Below are 16957 nucleotides of genomic sequence, written 5' to 3'. Positions count from 1 at the left end.
ATGCTGATGAGTCATAACAACACTGAAACGCAAATTGGCAATATCGATCTTGTTAAACAACTTAACAGTGCGATTGTGTATCGACTGATTGATCAACACGGGCCGATTTCCCGTATCCAAATAGCCGAACAAAGCCAACTAGCACCGGCCAGTGTGACTAAAATTACTCGTCAGTTGCTTGAACGCGGGCTGATTAAAGAAGTTGACCAACAAGCATCAACAGGTGGACGCCGTGCGATTTCCATCATTGTTGAACACCGTAATTTTAATACAGTCAGTGTACGATTGGGTCGTAATGATGCCACCGTCGCTCTTTATGATCTAAGCGGTAAAGTCATCATTGAGCAGCACTATCCTTTAGAGCAGAGTACTCAAAATGAAGTTGAAGCCCTGCTCATCAATGCAATTGATGATTTTATTAAGCAAAACCAACGCCGCATTCGTGAGCTTATTTCAATTTCCGTGATCTTACCCGGCCTTGTTGATCCAAATAAAGGCATTGTTCGTTATATGCCTCATATGAAAGTAGATAATTGGGCTCTGGTCAATAGCTTAGAGAAACACTTTAATTTGCCTTGTTATGCTGGACATGATATTCGAAGCCTTGCACTAGCCGAGAATTATTTTGGTGCGACACGAGATTGTGAAGACTCGTTGTTAGTCCGGATCCATCGTGGTGCAGGTGCTGGTGTTATTATTAATAATAAAATTCTACTCAATCAGCGTGGTAACTTAGGGGAGATTGGTCATATTCAAATCGATCCTCTAGGTGAACGTTGCCATTGTGGTAATTTTGGTTGTTTAGAAACGATAGCGTCCAATACTGCTATCGAAGCAAAAGTGCGCTATCAGTTAGAGCAAGGGTATCCAAGCCAGTATTTATCGCTAACACAGTGCCAAATCCAAGACATTTGTCGAGCGGCTATTAAAAATGACCCTCTAGCAGTCGAAACCATCAAACAAGTGGGTTTACATTTAGGTAAAGCTATTGCGATCGCTATTAACCTGTTTAACCCACAAAAAGTAGTTTTGGCGGGTGAATTAACTGAAGCGGCTGAAGTTTTACTTCCCTCAATTCAAAGTTGTATTAATACGCAAGTATTAAAAGAATTCAGAGAAGATCTTCCTATTGTTATATCTGAGCTTGATCATCGTTCTGCCATAGGGGCTTTTGCCTTGGCTAAACGCGCAATGCTTAACGGAGAATTACTTCAACAGTTATTAGAAAAGTAGTTTATTGTCGATAAATTATGCTTTTTGAGTTGAATTTATACTTTTCTGATTTTCATTGTGAAATAAGCATAAAATTCAATCAGTAATATTCAAAGAAAAAGAAATGTTACGTGAGTTTCTCGTCACATTTCTTTTTTTATGCCCATTGTTCTTCATCTTTTTCCTCTTTAGTTTAATATCATTTCTCTTACTGCTTTGTTTTTTCTTTTTATTCACACACTATTGCACCTTATACTTTGAGATATTTTTCATCAACAAGGTTGTTTTTTGGATCTTTTTTCGACAAAATGATTAACCATCGAGCAAACGGACACGTTTCTCGAAAATTAATGCAAAAAGCAGTTGACGGATTTGTCTGTAATACGCATAATGCGCCCCGCAACGCCGACGAAGGTTATGCAAAAAAAGATGGCTATGTAGCTCAGCTGGTTAGAGCACAACACTCATAATGTTGGGGTCACAGGTTCGAATCCCGTCATAGCCACCATCTTTTTGCGGGAGTGGCGAAATTGGTAGACGCACCAGATTTAGGTTCTGGCGCCGCAAGGTGTGCGAGTTCAAGTCTCGCCTCCCGCACCATTTTAACCTCGTCAAGAATTTATCAGTTGGGATATCGCCAAGCGGTAAGGCACCAGGTTTTGATCCTGGCATTCCCAGGTTCGAATCCTGGTATCCCAGCCATATTTCTGATAAATTAGCGTGTTGACAATTGAATTAGCGGATGGGGTATCGCCAAGCGGTAAGGCACCAGGTTTTGATCCTGGCATTCCCAGGTTCGAATCCTGGTACCCCAGCCATCTTTCCGTTAGATTCAATCTGGCTATGTAGCTCAGCTGGTTAGAGCACAACACTCATAATGTTGGGGTCACAGGTTCGAATCCCGTCATAGCCACCATTTTTGGGATATCGCCAAGCGGTAAGGCACCAGGTTTTGATCCTGGCATTCCCAGGTTCGAATCCTGGTATCCCAGCCATATTTTGAAAGAGAGACTCGCAGAGCGAGTCTTTTTTTCTCCAAGTTGTTGCGGGAGTGGCGAAATTGGTAGACGCACCAGATTTAGGTTCTGGCGCCGCAAGGTGTGCGAGTTCAAGTCTCGCCTCCCGCACCATTGATTACTAACGTGTTTATCACGAAATCAACAGATAAGACTCGCAATAGCGGGTCTTTTTTGTTTTTGTCTCTTAATTCTTTCCTATCTGTTCTCTAAACATCATTTCTCCCTCTTTTTTCTTATTCCTCTACTCTCAAAGTACAACAAACTCCACATCATCATTTTTATTTTTTCTCATCACTCCACACTTTATTGCTCTTTCTGTACATAACTCACCCAATATACTATACTCCCCCATAGTATATTTAAGGATTATGTATGCCACACTCACCAGCAGAAAAAAAAGCCGCGTTAACTCGCGTAAGAAAAATTAAAGGGCAACTTCTTGCATTAGAAACTGCACTTGAAAATGAAAACGAATGCAGTCAGGTATTACAACAAATTGCCGCCATTCGAGGTGCTATTAATGGCCTGATGGCAGGTGTACTCGAAAGTCATTTACGAGAAGGTCTTATGGATGCCGTCGCTTCTCCTGAAGATCAAAAAAATTCCGTTGATGATGCCATTTCATTAATCCGCACTTACCTGCGTTAATAACAAAAAGGATACACTATGAAATCTCGTGCAGCAGTCGCATTTGGCCCCGGAGAACCTTTAAAAATTGTTGAAGTTGATGTGATGCCACCAAAAGCCGGTGAAGTGCTCATTAAAATTAGTCACACAGGTGTTTGCCATACCGATGCATTTACGCTGTCGGGTGATGATCCTGAAGGTGTATTCCCTGCTATTCTTGGCCATGAGGGTGCCGGCGTGGTTGTAGAGATTGGTGAAGGTGTCACGAGTGTTAAACCAGGTGATCACGTTATTCCTCTGTACACAGCTGAATGTGGCGAATGTCTATTTTGTAAATCAGGCAAAACAAACTTATGTGTTGCCGTCAGAGCAACGCAAGGTAAAGGCTTAATGCCCGATGGGACAACACGCTTTTCCTATAATGGACAGCCTATTTATCACTACATGGGATGCTCTACTTTTAGCGAATACACTGTGGTGGCTGAAGTTTCTCTGGCAAAAATCAATCCAGAAGCTAATCACGAAGAAGTTTGCTTATTAGGTTGTGGTGTAACAACAGGTATTGGCGCGGTTCACAATACTGCAAAAGTGCAAGAAGGTGACTCTGTTGCTGTGTTTGGTTTAGGTGGCATTGGTCTTGCCGTTCTTCAAGGCGCAAGACAAGCCAAAGCAAGTCGTATTTTTGCTATTGATACAAATCCTGAAAAATTTGCATTGGCTCGCCAATTTGGTGCAACAGATTGCCTAAATCCTAATGATTACGATAAACCTATCCAGCAAGTTCTTGTCGAAATGACACAGTGGGGTGTTGACCATACTTTTGAATGTATTGGTAATGTTAATGTCATGAGAGCAGCATTAGAAAGTGCACATCGCGGCTGGGGTCAATCCATTATTATTGGTGTCGCAGGTGCAGGACAAGAGATCTCAACTCGTCCATTCCAATTAGTGACGGGTCGTTCGTGGAAAGGTACAGCTTTTGGTGGTGTTAAAGGCCGTAGTCAATTACCCGCAATGGTTGAGGATGCAATGAAAGGCAATATCGAACTTAAGCCTTTTGTAACTCATAAACTCCCGTTAGAAAAAATTAATGAAGCTTTTGATTTAATGCACGAAGGTAAATCAATCCGAACCGTTATTCATTTCGATTAACCATCATCAAACTTATGTTTCATAGGTTTGTCTTTGCTTTTAAAGGAGTCAAAATGGAAAGGATTGAACGTCATGCCTGTTTTGGTGGTTGGCAAGAAGTCTATCAACATACATCAACGACGTTAAATTGTGAGATGAAATTTGCTATCTACCTTCCTCCTATGGAAGAAGAGCAAAAATACCCTGTTTTATATTGGTTATCAGGCTTAACCTGCAACGAGCAAAATTTTATTACTAAAGCTGGTGCTCAACAATTTGCAGCGCAACATGACATTATTTTAGTTATACCCGATACCAGTCCTCGCGGTGAAAATGTCGCTGATGATAGTGCTTATGATTTAGGGCAAGGCGCAAGTTTTTATCTTAATGCCACCCAATCGCCTTGGAATGAGCATTACAAGATGTATGACTATATTGTTGATGAACTTCCTACACTGATAGAAACGCATTTTCCTGTGACTCATCAACGTGCCATTAGTGGGCATTCAATGGGAGGACATGGTGCCTTAACAATTGCACTGCGAAATTCAGCACGCTACTGCAGTGTGTCAGCGTTTTCTCCGATCGTGGCACCGTCAGTTGTTCCTTGGGGTAAAAAAGCGTTTAGCGCTTATTTAGGCGATGATATGACGCAGTGGCAACAATATGATGCAGTGGCATTGATTAACCAAGCAGAAAGTGTGTTACCTATGCGTGTTGATGTCGGTCTTGATGATCCCTTCTATCAGGAACAATTAAAACCCGAGCTATTTGCTAAAGCCTGTAATGAAAAACAGTTCACTTATCAATTGAATTTACATCAAGGGTACGATCACAGTTACTATTTTGTGGCGAGTTTTATTGGTGAGCATATTGCTTTTCATGCCAAACATTTAAAAGCGTAACAACAATGCGATGATCTTATTGCTGATATCCAACTCCGATCATCGCATTTCTAATTACTTAATACCTAATGCATAACGTAGCGCCGCTTCTTTAGCCTTACCAGCATGTTGCGCAGCTAAAAGGCCGATATTTCTAACGACTTTTAACCCCGGTAATTGGTGACTAAAAGCGTGATAAAAAACATCCATTCCCGCTTGCATGACTAAATTGTCAGGCATACGACGACGCTGATATTTCTTCAATAACGCCATTGAATCCCAAGGTTCAAAATGTTTTTTGGCATCAGCCACTAAGTCTAAGAAACAATCCACATCACGGTAACCTAAATTGACACCCTGCCCCGCTAAAGGATTGATAGTATGAGCCGCATCGCCCAACAAAATAATCCCTTTATCAACGTAACGGCTTGCATGTTGACGCGTTAATGGGAATGAACCAGCTGCAATAGGTGTCACTTTACCTAATCGATCAGGAAAAGCATGTTGAATTTCTTTTTCTAACTGCGTCATCGACATATTTTGCAGTTTTCTAATTCTGTCAGGCGAATCATACCAAACCAAACAGGCCCAATTATCAAAAAGTGGTAAATAAGCGCGAGGCCCTGAGGGGTAAAAACGTTGCCATGTTCCCTTTTCAGGAGGTAACTCTGTTTTCACAGTGATCAGCATACAAGATTGACGATATTGCCAACCATTGCTACCAATACCCGCAAATTGGCGCACTTGAGAATTCGCACCATCTGCACCTACCACTAAATTTGTGGTCACTTCACTGCCATCAGAAAGTGTTACTTTCCATTTATCATCTAAATAGACCATTTTACTTAGACTGTTTGGGCATAATAAAGTGATATTGCTATAACGTTCAGCTTCTTGCCAAAGGGCTAATTGCAAAATACGGTTTTCAACCATATAGCCTAATTCAGGCAACCCTAAGCTTTTTGCATCAAAAACAACATGAGCATTTTCTTCTTCCCATGTTTCTAAGGTAAGATAAGGCGCAGAACGCATAGCCAAAACATGTTGCCATGCACCTAATTGTTTTAATAGACTAACGGACGCGCAACTAATCGCAGAAATACGGATATCAGGATGAGATGACGCATCAAAAGGTGCTGGAGACTGTCGTTCAATCATTGCAACACACAATCCTTCTTGCGCCAGCCCAATTGCAACAGCTGCGCCAATCATACCGCCACCCGCGATGATTGCATCAAAATCGTTTTTTACATTACTCATCATTGTTATGCCATAACTCATTACTTTAAATAATAGGTAAGCGCTGTTTCAGTTTATTTCTATTAAACTAAACGCCATAGATAATTAGCGCCGACTTGCTCTAGTCACTGACCACACAAATGACTACAATAACCACCTTATTGGCTTATTACACGCAACGTTTTCCAATGATTAGCTATTGTCTCACTGAAAATACCGGATTTACACAATGTCGACGATAAAAAAACTGTACATTAAAACTTGGGGCTGTCAGATGAATGAGTACGATTCATCCAAAATGGCAGACCTACTCGAAAGCACCCACGGTTATCAGTTAACCGATGTCGCCGAAGATGCGGACATTCTACTGCTAAATACCTGTTCTATCCGTGAGAAAGCACAAGAAAAAGTCTTTCATCAGTTAGGACGTTGGAAATATTTCAAAGATAATAAACCTGATATTATCATTGGCGTCGGTGGTTGTGTTGCCTCTCAAGAAGGCGAATACATCCGTCAACGTGCGCAGTGTGTCGATATTATCTTCGGGCCACAAACTTTACACCGTTTACCTGAAATGATTAATCAGGTTAAAGGGACTAAAAGCCCAGTTGTCGATATCAGCTTCCCTGAAATCGAAAAATTTGACCGTTTACCAGAACCGCGTGCTGAAGGCCCTTCTGCCTTCGTTTCCATCATGGAAGGCTGTAACAAATACTGCTCTTTCTGCGTAGTTCCTTACACTCGTGGTGAAGAAGTTAGCCGTCCTTGCGATGATGTCCTATTTGAAATTGCTCAATTAGCTGCCCAAGGTGTACGCGAAGTAAACTTGTTAGGTCAAAACGTTAACGCCTATCGTGGCGCGACTTTTGATGGTCAAATTTGTAGTTTTGCTGAATTAATTCGTTTAGTGGCAGCAATTGACGGTATTGACCGCATTCGCTTTACTACCAGCCACCCTATCGAATTTACTGACGATATCGTTGCGGTTTATGAAGATACACCAGAATTAGTCAGCTATTTACACTTACCTGTGCAAAGTGGTTCTGACCGCATTCTAACATTAATGAAGCGTAACCATACTGCACTTGAATACAAGAGCATCATTCGCAAATTACGTAAAGCGCGTCCTGATATTCTGATCAGTTCAGACTTTATCATCGGTTTCCCGGGTGAAACTCAAGACGACTTTGAAAAAACGATGCAATTAATTGCGGATGTTAATTTCGATATGAGCTTTAGTTTCATCTATTCAGCACGTCCTGGTACTCCAGCCGCTGACTTACCTGATGACGTTAGCGAAGATGAAAAGAAACAACGTTTATATCTGCTACAACAACGTATCAATCAACAAGCCATGAACTTTAGCCGAGCTATGCTAAACAGTGTGCAACGTATTCTTGTTGAAGGCCCTTCACGTAAAAATGTGATGGAGCTTTCTGGTCGTACTGAAAATAACCGAGTGGTTAACTTTGAAGGTACACCGGATATGATTGGTAAGTTCGTTGATGTTGAGATTGTAGACGTTTATGCCAACTCCCTACGTGGTAAAGTGGTTAGAACGGAAGATCAAATGGATTTACGGATCCATGAATCACCAGAATCCGTCATTGCACGTACTCGTAAAGAAGATGAATTAGGGGTAGGTGTTTACCAACCTTAATTAATCAGATTTAACAAAAGGATAATCAGTGACAGTAATAGCACATGCACAAGTAGCGACCCAAGAAATTTTCTTAGAGCCAGCTGACAATGCCCGTTTAATGAGCCTATGTGGCCCATTTGACGATAATATTAAGCAACTTGAGCGCCGTTTAGGTATCGAGATTAATCATCGTGATAACCGTTTTAAACTCACGGGTAAATCATTATGTGTCAATGCAGCAGCAGGAATTTTACGTCGCCTGTATGTGGAAACCTCGCCAATTAAAGGCGTGATCCCCGATATCGACCCTGAACAAATTCATCTTGCTATCAAAGAAAGCCGTGTGCTTGAGCAAAGTGATGAGCATGTTCCTGAATTTGGAAAATCAACCAATATTCGGACTAAACGAGGTGTAATAAAACCTCGTACACCAAATCAGGCACAATATATTGCCAATATTCAAACCCATGATATTACATTTGGCATTGGGCCTGCTGGTACAGGGAAAACATATCTGGCTGTTGCTGCCGCTGTTGATGCCCTTGAACGTCAAGAAGTGCGTCGTATTTTGTTAACGCGCCCTGCGGTTGAAGCTGGTGAGAAACTGGGTTTTTTACCTGGCGACCTTAGTCAAAAAGTCGATCCTTATTTACGACCGCTTTATGATGCGTTATTTGAGATGTTGGGTTTTGAAAAAGTTGAGAAACTAATAGAGCGTAATGTTATTGAAGTCGCTCCACTCGCTTATATGCGTGGGCGTACACTCAATGATGCCTTTATTATTCTTGATGAAAGCCAAAACACCACCATTGAACAAATGAAAATGTTCTTAACGCGTATTGGTTTTAACTCTAAAGCCGTTGTCACTGGGGATATTACTCAGATTGACCTGCCAAGAGGCAATAAATCAGGCTTACGTCATGCTATCGAAGTTTTATCCGATGTGAACGACTTAAGTTTTAACTTTTTCCACAGTGAAGACGTTGTTCGCCACCCTGTGGTTGCCAAAATTGTTATCGCTTATGAAACTTGGGAAACTGAAGACCAAAAACGTCGCCAAGCTATCAAAGCAGAAAAAGAGAAGCTTCAGAGAGAAAATCATGAGTGAAGTTATCCTTGATTTACAAGTAGCAAGTGAAAATACACAAGGGCTTCCTACTGAAGCCCAATTTATGACATGGTTAGAAGCGGTATTACCGCAATTTCAGCCTGTAAGTGAAGTGACTATTCGTATTGTTGATGAAGCAGAAAGTCACGAACTAAATCTCACGTATCGTGGAAAAGACAAACCGACTAATGTGCTTTCTTTTCCCTTTGAGGCCCCACCTGAAGTTGAATTGCCTCTCTTGGGGGATTTGATTATTTGCCGTCAAGTGGTAGAAAAAGAAGCGACTGAACAGAGTAAGACTGTTGAAGAACATTGGGCACACATGGTTATTCATGGATGTCTGCATCTTTTAGGTTATGATCATATTGAAGATGATGAAGCCGAAGAAATGGAAGGTTTAGAGACGGAAATCTTACAAAATTTAGGTTATGCAGATCCCTATTTAATTGAAAAATAGTAACAGTTCTCTTATTTTTATGATAAATACTATATCTAATTAACCATTCAATGAGGAAAAATAGTTAAAACGCCATGAGCGACGACCAATCTTCGAGTAACGATAACCCTGGTCCTAAGAAAGGGTTTCTCACACTGCTTAATCAGTGGTTCCACGGTGAACCTAAAAACCGTGATGATCTGATGGAGCTTATCCGCGATTCTGAACAGAAAGAATTAATTGATCCTGATACCCGCGACATGCTTGAAGGGGTAATGGATATTGCTGAACAGCGTGTTCGGGATATTATGATCCCACGCTCCCAAATCGTTACACTAAAACGTAATCAAACTCTTGATGAATGTTTAGATGTAATTATTGATTCAGCACATTCCCGCTTCCCAGTTATCAGCGAAGACAAAGATCATATTGAAGGCTTATTGATGGCAAAAGATTTACTGCCATTTATGCGTACAGACGCAGAGCCATTTAGCATGGATAAAGTCTTACGTTCAGCGGTTGTTGTACCTGAAAGTAAACGGGTCGATCGCCTATTAAAAGAATTCCGCTCACAACGCTATCATATGGCAATTGTGATTGATGAATTCGGAGGTGTATCAGGACTTGTCACAATTGAAGATATTCTAGAACTTATCGTAGGCGAAATTGAAGATGAGTATGACGATGAGGATGATATTGATATTCGTCCACTGAGTCGCCACGCTTACTCAGTTCGAGCTTTAACCCAGATAGAAGATTTCAATGAAGCGTTCGGTACACATTTCAGCGATGAAGAAGTTGATACAATTGGCGGTTTAGTTATGCAAGCCTTTGGTCACCTTCCTGCTCGTGGTGAAACTATTACCATTGATAATTACCAATTTAAAATTGTTATGGCAGATAGCCGTAAGATCATTCAGGTGTATGTGCATATTCCAGATGATGCGCCCATTCCTGAACTAGGTAATGATGTATAGGATCTCAATGAATAAGACCTCTTTCTTAAACCGCCAGTGGGTTCGCGCCCTTCTGGCGGTTTTTTTCGGTGCTATCGGCACTTTCGCGTTTTCGCCTTTTGACTTTTGGCCTGCTGCTTTAATTTCACTGCTGGGCCTATTACTGATAATCTCGCAACGTACAACCCGACAAGGTGCATTTCTTGGCTTTGCTTGGGGCTTTGGATTATTTGGCGCGGGTGTAAATTGGGTTTATGTCAGCATTGCTGATTTTGGCGGTATGCCATTTGCGATAAATATCTTTTTAGTGATTTTATTAGCACTTTATTTATCACTTTATCCCCTACTTTTTGCCGGCTTATTAAATAAGTTTTTCCCAAATCCGACTCTATGGCGATTTGTTTTTGCTGCACCCGCACTATGGCAAATCACTGAATTTTTAAGGGGTTGGGTATTATCAGGCTTTCCGTGGTTACAGTTTGGTTATAGCCAAATTGATGGCCCTTTAAAAGGCATTGCACCTATTTTTGGTGTCACTATGATAACGTTGCTCTTAACCGTTATTAGTGGATTAATTGCATTTACAATCTATCGTAAATCAATTTACAGCCTCGTGGTTGCACTACTTTTATTAATATTACCTATCAGCTTTAAATCCTATCAGTGGTATCAACCTTTGCCGGATGAAACGCAAGAAATTGCATTAATCCAAGGTAATATTGCACAATCATTAAAATGGGAACCGGGTACATTAGAGAGTACATTAAAAACCTATCTCACCTTAAGTCGCCCTTTTATTGGTAATGCCAATCTTATTATTTGGCCTGAATCGGCGATCCCTGACGTTGAAATTCAACAACAAAGCTTTTTAGCAGAATTAGATAAACAATTAAGAGAGCAAGATACTCATTTAATGACGGGAATTATTGATGCTCGACCGACATTAGAAGGTTATCGTTTCTATAATAGTGTCATCACATTAGGTGAACACTATGCTTATCAATACCCAGCCACTGATCGCTATAACAAACATCATCTTGTTCCTTTCGGCGAATATGTGCCATTAGAATCACTATTACGCCCACTGGCACCTTTCTTTAATTTACCGATGTCATCATTAAGCCAAGGCGAATATGTACAGCCTCAACTGACTGTCAATGATGCCAAAATTACCGCAGCTATTTGCTACGAAATTATTTTAGGTGAACAAGTCCGTGCTAATTTTAAACCCGATACACGGTTCTTATTAACGATTTCTAATGATGCGTGGTTTGGTAATTCAATCGGCCCTTGGCAGCATTTCCAAATGGCGAGAATGCGCTCTCTTGAGTTAGGAAGACCATTATTACGTTCGACAAATAACGGTATTACAGCCTTTATTGCAGCCAACGGTGAGGTAATTTCTCAACTTCCTCAGTTTGAAGAAGGTGCTTTAGCGGAAAAAATCACACCAACAACGGGGTTAACCCCTTATTATAAATGGGGGAATACACCATTGTGGATACTGGTTGGATTATTTTTTATTATCGCCTTAATTAAACGTCGAGTTGAATAAAGCAAAATAAAATAACGGAATTCAATATGACAATGAATTCCGTTATTTTTAATCTACTAAAGCTTAAAATAATCGTTGGTATACCGTTCAAAAACCAGCCCACCATAAACGTAGTTTTAATCCCCACGAAGATGACCAGCCACTTGTAAAGCCTACCATTTCCCCTTTATAAATAATAACAAATGAAGGTGTTGCACTAATTCCCCACTGCTGAGAAATATCCCCTCGACTATCATTTATCACAGGAAATACCAGTCCTTTAGACTGGATACCGCGCTCTAACTTTGCGTTATCACCAGAACGGATCGCAACAGATGTCACGTTATAACCATCTTGCGCTAACGAATTTACTGCAGGCGTTGTTAGTTTACACACCCCACACCAAGTTGCCCAAAAATAGATTAATAATGGCTTTTCAGCGCTCAATTCTGTTAATGAAACAACTTTATTATCAACAGTATAAAGTTCAGGTAAATTTGTTAAAGAGGGTGGCGTAGGTTGTCGCCACCAATCCATCGCGAAAGAAGCTACAACGAAAATGACAACCAGAACAATCAGTTCTTTACTCCATTTTCGTAAGCGACTACGCATTATTTTTTCACTTTAGCCAGTTGCTCTTTCACAATCACTTCTAGCTGAGCGTAATCAACGGCACCAGGGATAACCATATCGCCAACAACTGTTGCAGGTGTACCTTGGATACCTAATTTACGAGAAAGATCTAAGTTATTTTGTAACGTTTTTAAGCTGTCATCTGTTAATTTTACTTTGCTTGTGTTGGTTGTCTTCATTGCATCGTCAATACTTGCATTATCTAGCATTGTTTTTTTCTGCATTAAACGTTGGTGTAATGCTAAGAATGCTTTTGGATCTTCTTTCCAAACTGAAAGCACCGCTTGAGAGGCTTTAGCCGAGCTTTCGCCTTTAAATGGCAGCGGTTTAATTACCACAGCTACTTCTGGATAATCTTTTGTAATTTGTTCTAATAATGGATCGAAACGTTTGCAGTAAGGGCAGTTATAATCAGTAAAGGAAACTAACACTAACTTAGCGTCTTTTGCACCAATACGAGGGCTTGCTGCATCGTTATATAATGCGTCGTGTTCTGCCTTTAATGCGGTACGAAATTGTGCTTGTTGTTCATCGGCTTTTTGTGCTTGTAATGCAGTGATTGCTTCTTCCAAAATTTCTGGATTTTTGATTAACGTATCACGCACCAGTGCACGAACTTCTTTTTCCTGATCAGCGCTTAATGCCGCTGCTTGCACATTTGCACCAAAAAGTAACGAAGAAATAACCAGTGCAGAAAGTGTTTTTTTCATTATTGGGCTCCTTTAGCCTCTGAAAGAACTGTCAATGTTGAATCTTTATTTAAAATAGAAGGTAAAACCACGCCATTTTTATGGCCTGGTCCATAAACTTGGTTAAAAGGTACGGCAACTTGACCACGTTGTTTTAAAAACTGAGTGATCTTGTCAGAGGGTTTAGTCCAATCCCCTCTTAATGCGACAACATCTGGCGCTGAAAGTGCCTCTTGGATCTCGTCTCGCAATAATACATTGTATTTGTTTGCTTTGCAGGTTACACACCAATCTGCTGTAACATCAACAAACACGCGTTTATTCTCTGCTAATGCTTGATGTATTGCCTCTTCTGATAAAGGTTGCCAATTTATCGTATCTTGACCTGCGAGTGTTTGGCTTGCTGGTTGAGCAACAAACAAATAAGTACTTCCCGCCAAAAATAGGGCAATTACAGTAGAAATAAGAGCCGTTTTTTTGCCATAGTGCCGTGCAATTGCGAGTAATAAAAGCAAAGTAATAACAATAAAAATGCCAGCAACAATTGTCATGCCCAAATGAGGAATTAAAAGTGTAATAAGCCAAATGCTAGACAACAGCATCATAAAACCTAAAACCACTCTTAGGCGATTCATCCATTTACCGGGTTTTGGTAGCACTTTTGCAACAGATGGGAATATAGCCACTAAGATCCACGGCAAACTCATTCCTATCCCTAATGCAGTAAAAATAAGCCATAACTCACTTAACGGAGCAACCAAAGCATAAGCGACGGCGGTGCCTAAAAAGGGTGCAGAACAAGGGGTGGCTAGTAAAGTAGCAAAAGCACCTTCCCAAAAATGGCGACCATATCCCTGCCCACCAGCCGTTGCCATTTTAGTATTCATATTGCTACTTAAACGCAGTTCAAATAATCCAAATAGATTTGCAGTAAAAATAGCGGTAACTAACACCATAAAACCAATAAACCAAGGGCTTTGAAACTGTATTCCCCAACCTAAGGCCTCTTGGCTATAACGTAACCCCGTCATAAATAGAGCTAGTGCCCAAAAAGAAACTAAAATACCTAAAACAGACACCGAAAATTGCTTACGAATAACCCCTTTATCACGATTTTCAAGATGTAAAATCGAACCCAATTTCATCGCCAACACAGGTAATACACAAGGCATCAAATTCAGAATTAAACCACCCAATAGTGCGAAAGCAAGAATGCTCCAAAGCCCAATACCTGAACTAGATAGTGGAACAATGTCTTCTTTTCCATGCCCTATTGTGTCATTAACTTGACGAGAAAAATCTTGATCAGTAATAACAAAGGAAAGTGCCTTACCTGAGATATCACCAGCTGCATCGCCCCAATCATCTGTCACATCAATGGTGACAAATAAGTTTTTATCTTGATGATTTAATTTTGGAATGCCGTAAAGCATACCTTCAGGGGGATCGAGATAAATATTAGGCTCAACCCAAGCACCTTGCTCTCTTTGCAAAGAAATAGTCAGTTGGCTATTGTTATAATTCGAAGAAACTGATGATATTAATCCTGTATCAACTGGGATTTTTGCCATCGCCTGATTATATTGCCATTCAAAATCAGCAGGTGCTGGCTCTGTAAGATCTAGATCTAAAGTGTAGTCCGTTAAAATACAGACATTACTGCATGTTGATAACGTTAAAACGCCTGTTAAACGGTCAGCATCAACAGAGGTTAATTCAATCGGAAAAACAACTTGTTTGTCATAGCCTTGAGTGTGAATACCTGCGACATCAAAAGCAGAAGGTGACGGCCAATGCCATACCATTGCACTCACATCTTGTGACCAATTAATTTCAGGTGCAACACCACCTTCTCCTGGTGAGCGCCAGTAAGTTTTCCATCCAGACTCAAGTTGCACTTCAAGTAACATTTTCACATCACCCGTTGGTGACTTTTGTGCTGTCGCCCTAACTTGTGCGTGAGAATTATCAGGCGTGGTTAACCAACCTGTCTCTGCTGCTTGAGATGTAGATAACGTAAATAGCGTTAATACCAACGCCATAACAAAAGAACGAAACATAACAACTCCCTAAAAATTCCTACAACGCTACACAAAGCTACGCCCAAAGATAGACGTACAATTTTTTAGCTAAAAGGAAATTTCTAATCCCTCAGAATACAATAATGAAGGTGAAGTCTGATTGGAGGCGGTGGATGATGGTGTTTTTTCTGATTACGCTGACGCGATACATAGATGCCAGCCATACTTAACAATAGCAATACAGCCCACGAATGGAAAAATGGCTCTATTGTTAATGGAGGAACAGATATTAATGATTTAGCGCTTAATTCACAGGTAGAGAGTGAATAAGTATGATCTGTTGCGCTATTCTCATCAGTAATTGGTGTTGATAGTGGGTATTGTGTTTGAGCAACAGCCATCGCTAAGCGCTCACTAATGACGTGGGCACCTAATGAACGCTGAACAATGCAACTCAAGATCAGCAAAACTGTTATCACCACTAGCCAGCGACCTGACCGCCAATTACTCATAGATGTTCCTCATCAATATGACACGCTATCTTAATAGTAATCTACAGACAAACAACTCCTTAAGACAAACTTTACAAATCCATACTTATTTTATTTTTCGCATTATCTCAAATATTCATCTTTAACCTTTATTTCTATAAGGTTTCTACTACAATAATTTTAAATATTGAAAACAACTTCCAAAAAAATAATCAACCACATTTGATTTCATTCTTTTATTGAGAGATACCTCTCGTATTTCATAAATTGCACTTCCCAACGGTATGTTATTTGTTCTATCTATTAACATTATCAAAACAAATTAAAACAAAAAAGCAACACAAAGCAAAATACAAATATCATTTATCACCACGACAGGAGTTATTATGCGCATGCGTAAACTAGCGTTATCATTAATGATTTTAGGGGCTGCAGGAGCTGTGCAGGCAGAAGAACTCACTGGAACCTTAAAAAAAATCAACGACAACGATATTATTATCGTTGGACATCGGGAATCCTCTGTTCCTTTTTCTTACTATGATAACCAACAAAAAGTGGTTGGTTATTCTCAAGACTATTCCAATCTGATTGTACAAGCAGTAAAAGACAAAATAGGCAAACCTAACCTGCAAGTTCGCCTGATCCCTATTACCTCTCAGAATCGCATTCCATTATTACAAAATGGTACATTTGATTTTGAGTGTGGCTCAACAACCAACAATGAAGCTCGTCAACAACAAGCTAGCTTCTCTAATACTATTTTTATCGTAGGTACACGTTTACTGGCGAAAAAAGACAGTGGAATTAAAGATTTTGCTGACTTGTCAGGTAAAAACGTAGTCGTAACATCAGGAACAACGTCTGAAATGTTACTTAACAAATTAAATGATGAGAAAAAGATGAATATGCGCATTATCAGCGCAAAAGATCATGGAGACTCGTTCCGTACACTTGAATCAGGTCGTGCTGTTGCCTTTATGATGGACGACGCATTACTAGCTGGTGAACGTGCTAAAGCGAAAAAACCGGGTGAGTGGGAAATTGTAGGAACCCCACAATCTGAAGAAGCTTATGGTTGTATGTTGCGTAAAGACGATGCTCAATTCAAAGCATTAATCGATGAAACTATCGCTAACGCACAAAAATCAGGCGAAGCAGAAAAATCCTTCAATCGCTGGTTCAATGCACCGATCCCACCTAAAAATCTTAACTTAGAATTCACTATCTCTGATGAAATGAAGGCCTTATTTGCATCACCAAATGATAAGGCACTGAACTAAAAATACATAAGAAGTTGATGCAAACAAATAATTATAAAGTATCTGTTGGACAGAC

General features: G+C 40.3%; 15 protein-coding genes and 7 tRNA genes. 17 read left to right on the top strand and 5 right to left on the bottom strand.

Features of this window, described 5'->3' with window-relative positions; genetic code table 11:
- The 11 genes from nagC (at nucleotide 1) to fghA (ending at nucleotide 4894) form a co-directional block, all read left to right on the top strand.
- Nucleotides 1–1233: a DNA-binding transcriptional regulator NagC gene (gene nagC, locus H1225_RS02850; RefSeq protein ID WP_082147312.1), complete on the top strand. Its 1233-nt coding sequence runs from the start codon at nucleotides 1–3 to the stop codon at nucleotides 1231–1233.
- A 410-nt stretch (nucleotides 1234–1643) separates the two neighbouring features.
- Nucleotides 1644–1720: transfer RNA gene (locus H1225_RS02845), tRNA-Met, on the top strand.
- Between the two features lie 7 nt (nucleotides 1721–1727).
- Nucleotides 1728–1812 (top strand) — tRNA-Leu (locus H1225_RS02840).
- Nucleotides 1813–1839: 27 nt separating this feature from the next.
- A tRNA-Gln gene (locus tag H1225_RS02835) sits at nucleotides 1840–1914 on the top strand.
- 41 nt (nucleotides 1915–1955) lie between these two features.
- Nucleotides 1956–2030: transfer RNA gene (locus H1225_RS02830), tRNA-Gln, on the top strand.
- A 21-nt stretch (nucleotides 2031–2051) separates the two neighbouring features.
- Nucleotides 2052–2128 (top strand) — tRNA-Met (locus H1225_RS02825).
- 4 nt (nucleotides 2129–2132) lie between these two features.
- Nucleotides 2133–2207 (top strand) — tRNA-Gln (locus H1225_RS02820).
- Between the two features lie 50 nt (nucleotides 2208–2257).
- A tRNA-Leu gene (locus H1225_RS02815) sits at nucleotides 2258–2342 on the top strand.
- 261 nt (nucleotides 2343–2603) lie between these two features.
- On the top strand, nucleotides 2604–2879 hold the full coding sequence (locus H1225_RS02810; RefSeq protein ID WP_006537705.1) for a metal/formaldehyde-sensitive transcriptional repressor: 276 nt from the start codon (nucleotides 2604–2606) through the stop codon (nucleotides 2877–2879).
- An 18-nt stretch (nucleotides 2880–2897) separates the two neighbouring features.
- Nucleotides 2898–4010: an S-(hydroxymethyl)glutathione dehydrogenase/class III alcohol dehydrogenase gene (locus tag H1225_RS02805; RefSeq protein WP_115065169.1), complete on the top strand. Its 1113-nt coding sequence runs from the start codon at nucleotides 2898–2900 to the stop codon at nucleotides 4008–4010.
- Between the two features lie 53 nt (nucleotides 4011–4063).
- Nucleotides 4064–4894: an S-formylglutathione hydrolase gene (gene fghA / locus H1225_RS02800; RefSeq protein WP_109847451.1), complete on the top strand. Its 831-nt coding sequence runs from the start codon at nucleotides 4064–4066 to the stop codon at nucleotides 4892–4894.
- 54 nt (nucleotides 4895–4948) lie between these two features.
- Here the strand turns inward: fghA and ubiF are convergent, their stop codons facing one another.
- Complete coding sequence (gene ubiF / locus H1225_RS02795; RefSeq protein ID WP_082147313.1) at nucleotides 4949–6136, bottom strand: 3-demethoxyubiquinol 3-hydroxylase; 1188 nt, start codon at nucleotides 6134–6136, stop codon at nucleotides 4949–4951.
- Nucleotides 6137–6341: 205 nt separating this feature from the next.
- Here ubiF and miaB point away from each other — a divergent pair, with 205 nt between their 5' ends.
- The 5 genes from miaB (at nucleotide 6342) to lnt (ending at nucleotide 11809) form a co-directional block, all read left to right on the top strand.
- Nucleotides 6342–7772: a tRNA (N6-isopentenyl adenosine(37)-C2)-methylthiotransferase MiaB gene (gene miaB / locus H1225_RS02790; RefSeq protein WP_006537711.1), complete on the top strand. Its 1431-nt coding sequence runs from the start codon at nucleotides 6342–6344 to the stop codon at nucleotides 7770–7772.
- 28 nt (nucleotides 7773–7800) lie between these two features.
- A complete protein-coding gene (locus tag H1225_RS02785; RefSeq protein WP_072062938.1) occupies nucleotides 7801–8862 on the top strand; it encodes a PhoH family protein in 1062 nt (353 codons plus the stop codon).
- Nucleotides 8855–9319: an rRNA maturation RNase YbeY gene (gene ybeY, locus H1225_RS02780; protein ID WP_239739440.1), complete on the top strand. Its 465-nt coding sequence runs from the start codon at nucleotides 8855–8857 to the stop codon at nucleotides 9317–9319. Before H1225_RS02785 ends, ybeY begins: the two co-directional genes overlap by 8 nt.
- Nucleotides 9320–9393: 74 nt before the next feature.
- Nucleotides 9394–10275, top strand: coding sequence for a CNNM family magnesium/cobalt transport protein CorC (gene corC / locus H1225_RS02775; protein WP_239739438.1), 882 nt, complete (start codon nucleotides 9394–9396; stop codon nucleotides 10273–10275).
- Nucleotides 10276–10282: 7 nt separating this feature from the next.
- Nucleotides 10283–11809, top strand: a complete 1527-nt coding sequence (gene lnt / locus H1225_RS02770) for an apolipoprotein N-acyltransferase (protein ID WP_161671357.1) — start codon at nucleotides 10283–10285, stop codon at nucleotides 11807–11809.
- Between the two features lie 87 nt (nucleotides 11810–11896).
- Here lnt and H1225_RS02765 read toward each other — a convergent pair whose 3' ends face one another.
- From H1225_RS02765 to H1225_RS02750, 4 genes are all read right to left on the bottom strand, one after another.
- Nucleotides 11897–12400 (bottom strand): protein disulfide oxidoreductase, encoded by a 504-nt coding sequence (locus H1225_RS02765; RefSeq protein ID WP_109847449.1) that lies wholly within the window; start codon nucleotides 12398–12400, stop codon nucleotides 11897–11899.
- On the bottom strand, nucleotides 12400–13131 hold the full coding sequence (locus H1225_RS02760) for a DsbA family protein (protein ID WP_006537718.1): 732 nt from the start codon (nucleotides 13129–13131) through the stop codon (nucleotides 12400–12402). Before H1225_RS02760 ends, H1225_RS02765 begins: the two co-directional genes overlap by 1 nt.
- A complete protein-coding gene (locus H1225_RS02755; protein WP_109847448.1) occupies nucleotides 13131–15170 on the bottom strand; it encodes a protein-disulfide reductase DsbD family protein in 2040 nt (679 codons plus the stop codon). Before H1225_RS02755 ends, H1225_RS02760 begins: the two co-directional genes overlap by 1 nt.
- A gap of 83 nt (nucleotides 15171–15253) precedes the next feature.
- Nucleotides 15254–15643, bottom strand: coding sequence for a hypothetical protein (locus H1225_RS02750; RefSeq protein WP_006537720.1), 390 nt, complete (start codon nucleotides 15641–15643; stop codon nucleotides 15254–15256).
- Nucleotides 15644–16008: 365 nt separating this feature from the next.
- Here H1225_RS02750 and H1225_RS02745 point away from each other — a divergent pair, with 365 nt between their 5' ends.
- Entirely contained in the window at nucleotides 16009–16902 is an 894-nt protein-coding gene (locus tag H1225_RS02745) for an amino acid ABC transporter substrate-binding protein (protein WP_109847446.1), read from the top strand.
- Nucleotides 16903–16957: the final 55 nt, after the last annotated feature.

This window comes from Proteus penneri (genome assembly GCF_022369495.1).
Lineage (GTDB): Bacteria > Pseudomonadota > Gammaproteobacteria > Enterobacterales > Enterobacteriaceae > Proteus > Proteus penneri.
Note: the sequence above shows the minus strand (reverse complement) of the source record. Positions and strands in the feature narration are given on the sequence as shown.

Excerpts from the sequence above, each read along its gene's own strand:
- fghA (WP_109847451.1), top strand. The coding sequence starts at position 4,064 with ATGGAAAGGATTGAACGTCATGCCTGTTTTGGTGGTTGGCAAGAAGTC.
- H1225_RS02765 (WP_109847449.1), bottom strand. The coding sequence starts at position 12,400 with ATGCGTAGTCGCTTACGAAAATGGAGTAAAGAACTGATTGTTCTGGTT.
- H1225_RS02805 (WP_115065169.1), top strand. The coding sequence starts at position 2,898 with ATGAAATCTCGTGCAGCAGTCGCATTTGGCCCCGGAGAACCTTTAAAA.
- ubiF (WP_082147313.1), bottom strand. The coding sequence starts at position 6,136 with ATGATGAGTAATGTAAAAAACGATTTTGATGCAATCATCGCGGGTGGC.
- lnt (WP_161671357.1), top strand. The coding sequence starts at position 10,283 with ATGAATAAGACCTCTTTCTTAAACCGCCAGTGGGTTCGCGCCCTTCTG.
- ybeY (WP_239739440.1), top strand. The coding sequence starts at position 8,855 with ATGAGTGAAGTTATCCTTGATTTACAAGTAGCAAGTGAAAATACACAA.
- H1225_RS02760 (WP_006537718.1), bottom strand. The coding sequence starts at position 13,131 with ATGAAAAAAACACTTTCTGCACTGGTTATTTCTTCGTTACTTTTTGGT.
- corC (WP_239739438.1), top strand. The coding sequence starts at position 9,394 with ATGAGCGACGACCAATCTTCGAGTAACGATAACCCTGGTCCTAAGAAA.
- H1225_RS02810 (WP_006537705.1), top strand. The coding sequence starts at position 2,604 with ATGCCACACTCACCAGCAGAAAAAAAAGCCGCGTTAACTCGCGTAAGA.
- H1225_RS02745 (WP_109847446.1), top strand. The coding sequence starts at position 16,009 with ATGCGCATGCGTAAACTAGCGTTATCATTAATGATTTTAGGGGCTGCA.
- miaB (WP_006537711.1), top strand. The coding sequence starts at position 6,342 with ATGTCGACGATAAAAAAACTGTACATTAAAACTTGGGGCTGTCAGATG.
- H1225_RS02755 (WP_109847448.1), bottom strand. The coding sequence starts at position 15,170 with ATGTTTCGTTCTTTTGTTATGGCGTTGGTATTAACGCTATTTACGTTA.
- nagC (WP_082147312.1), top strand. The coding sequence starts at position 1 with ATGCTGATGAGTCATAACAACACTGAAACGCAAATTGGCAATATCGAT.
- H1225_RS02750 (WP_006537720.1), bottom strand. The coding sequence starts at position 15,643 with ATGAGTAATTGGCGGTCAGGTCGCTGGCTAGTGGTGATAACAGTTTTG.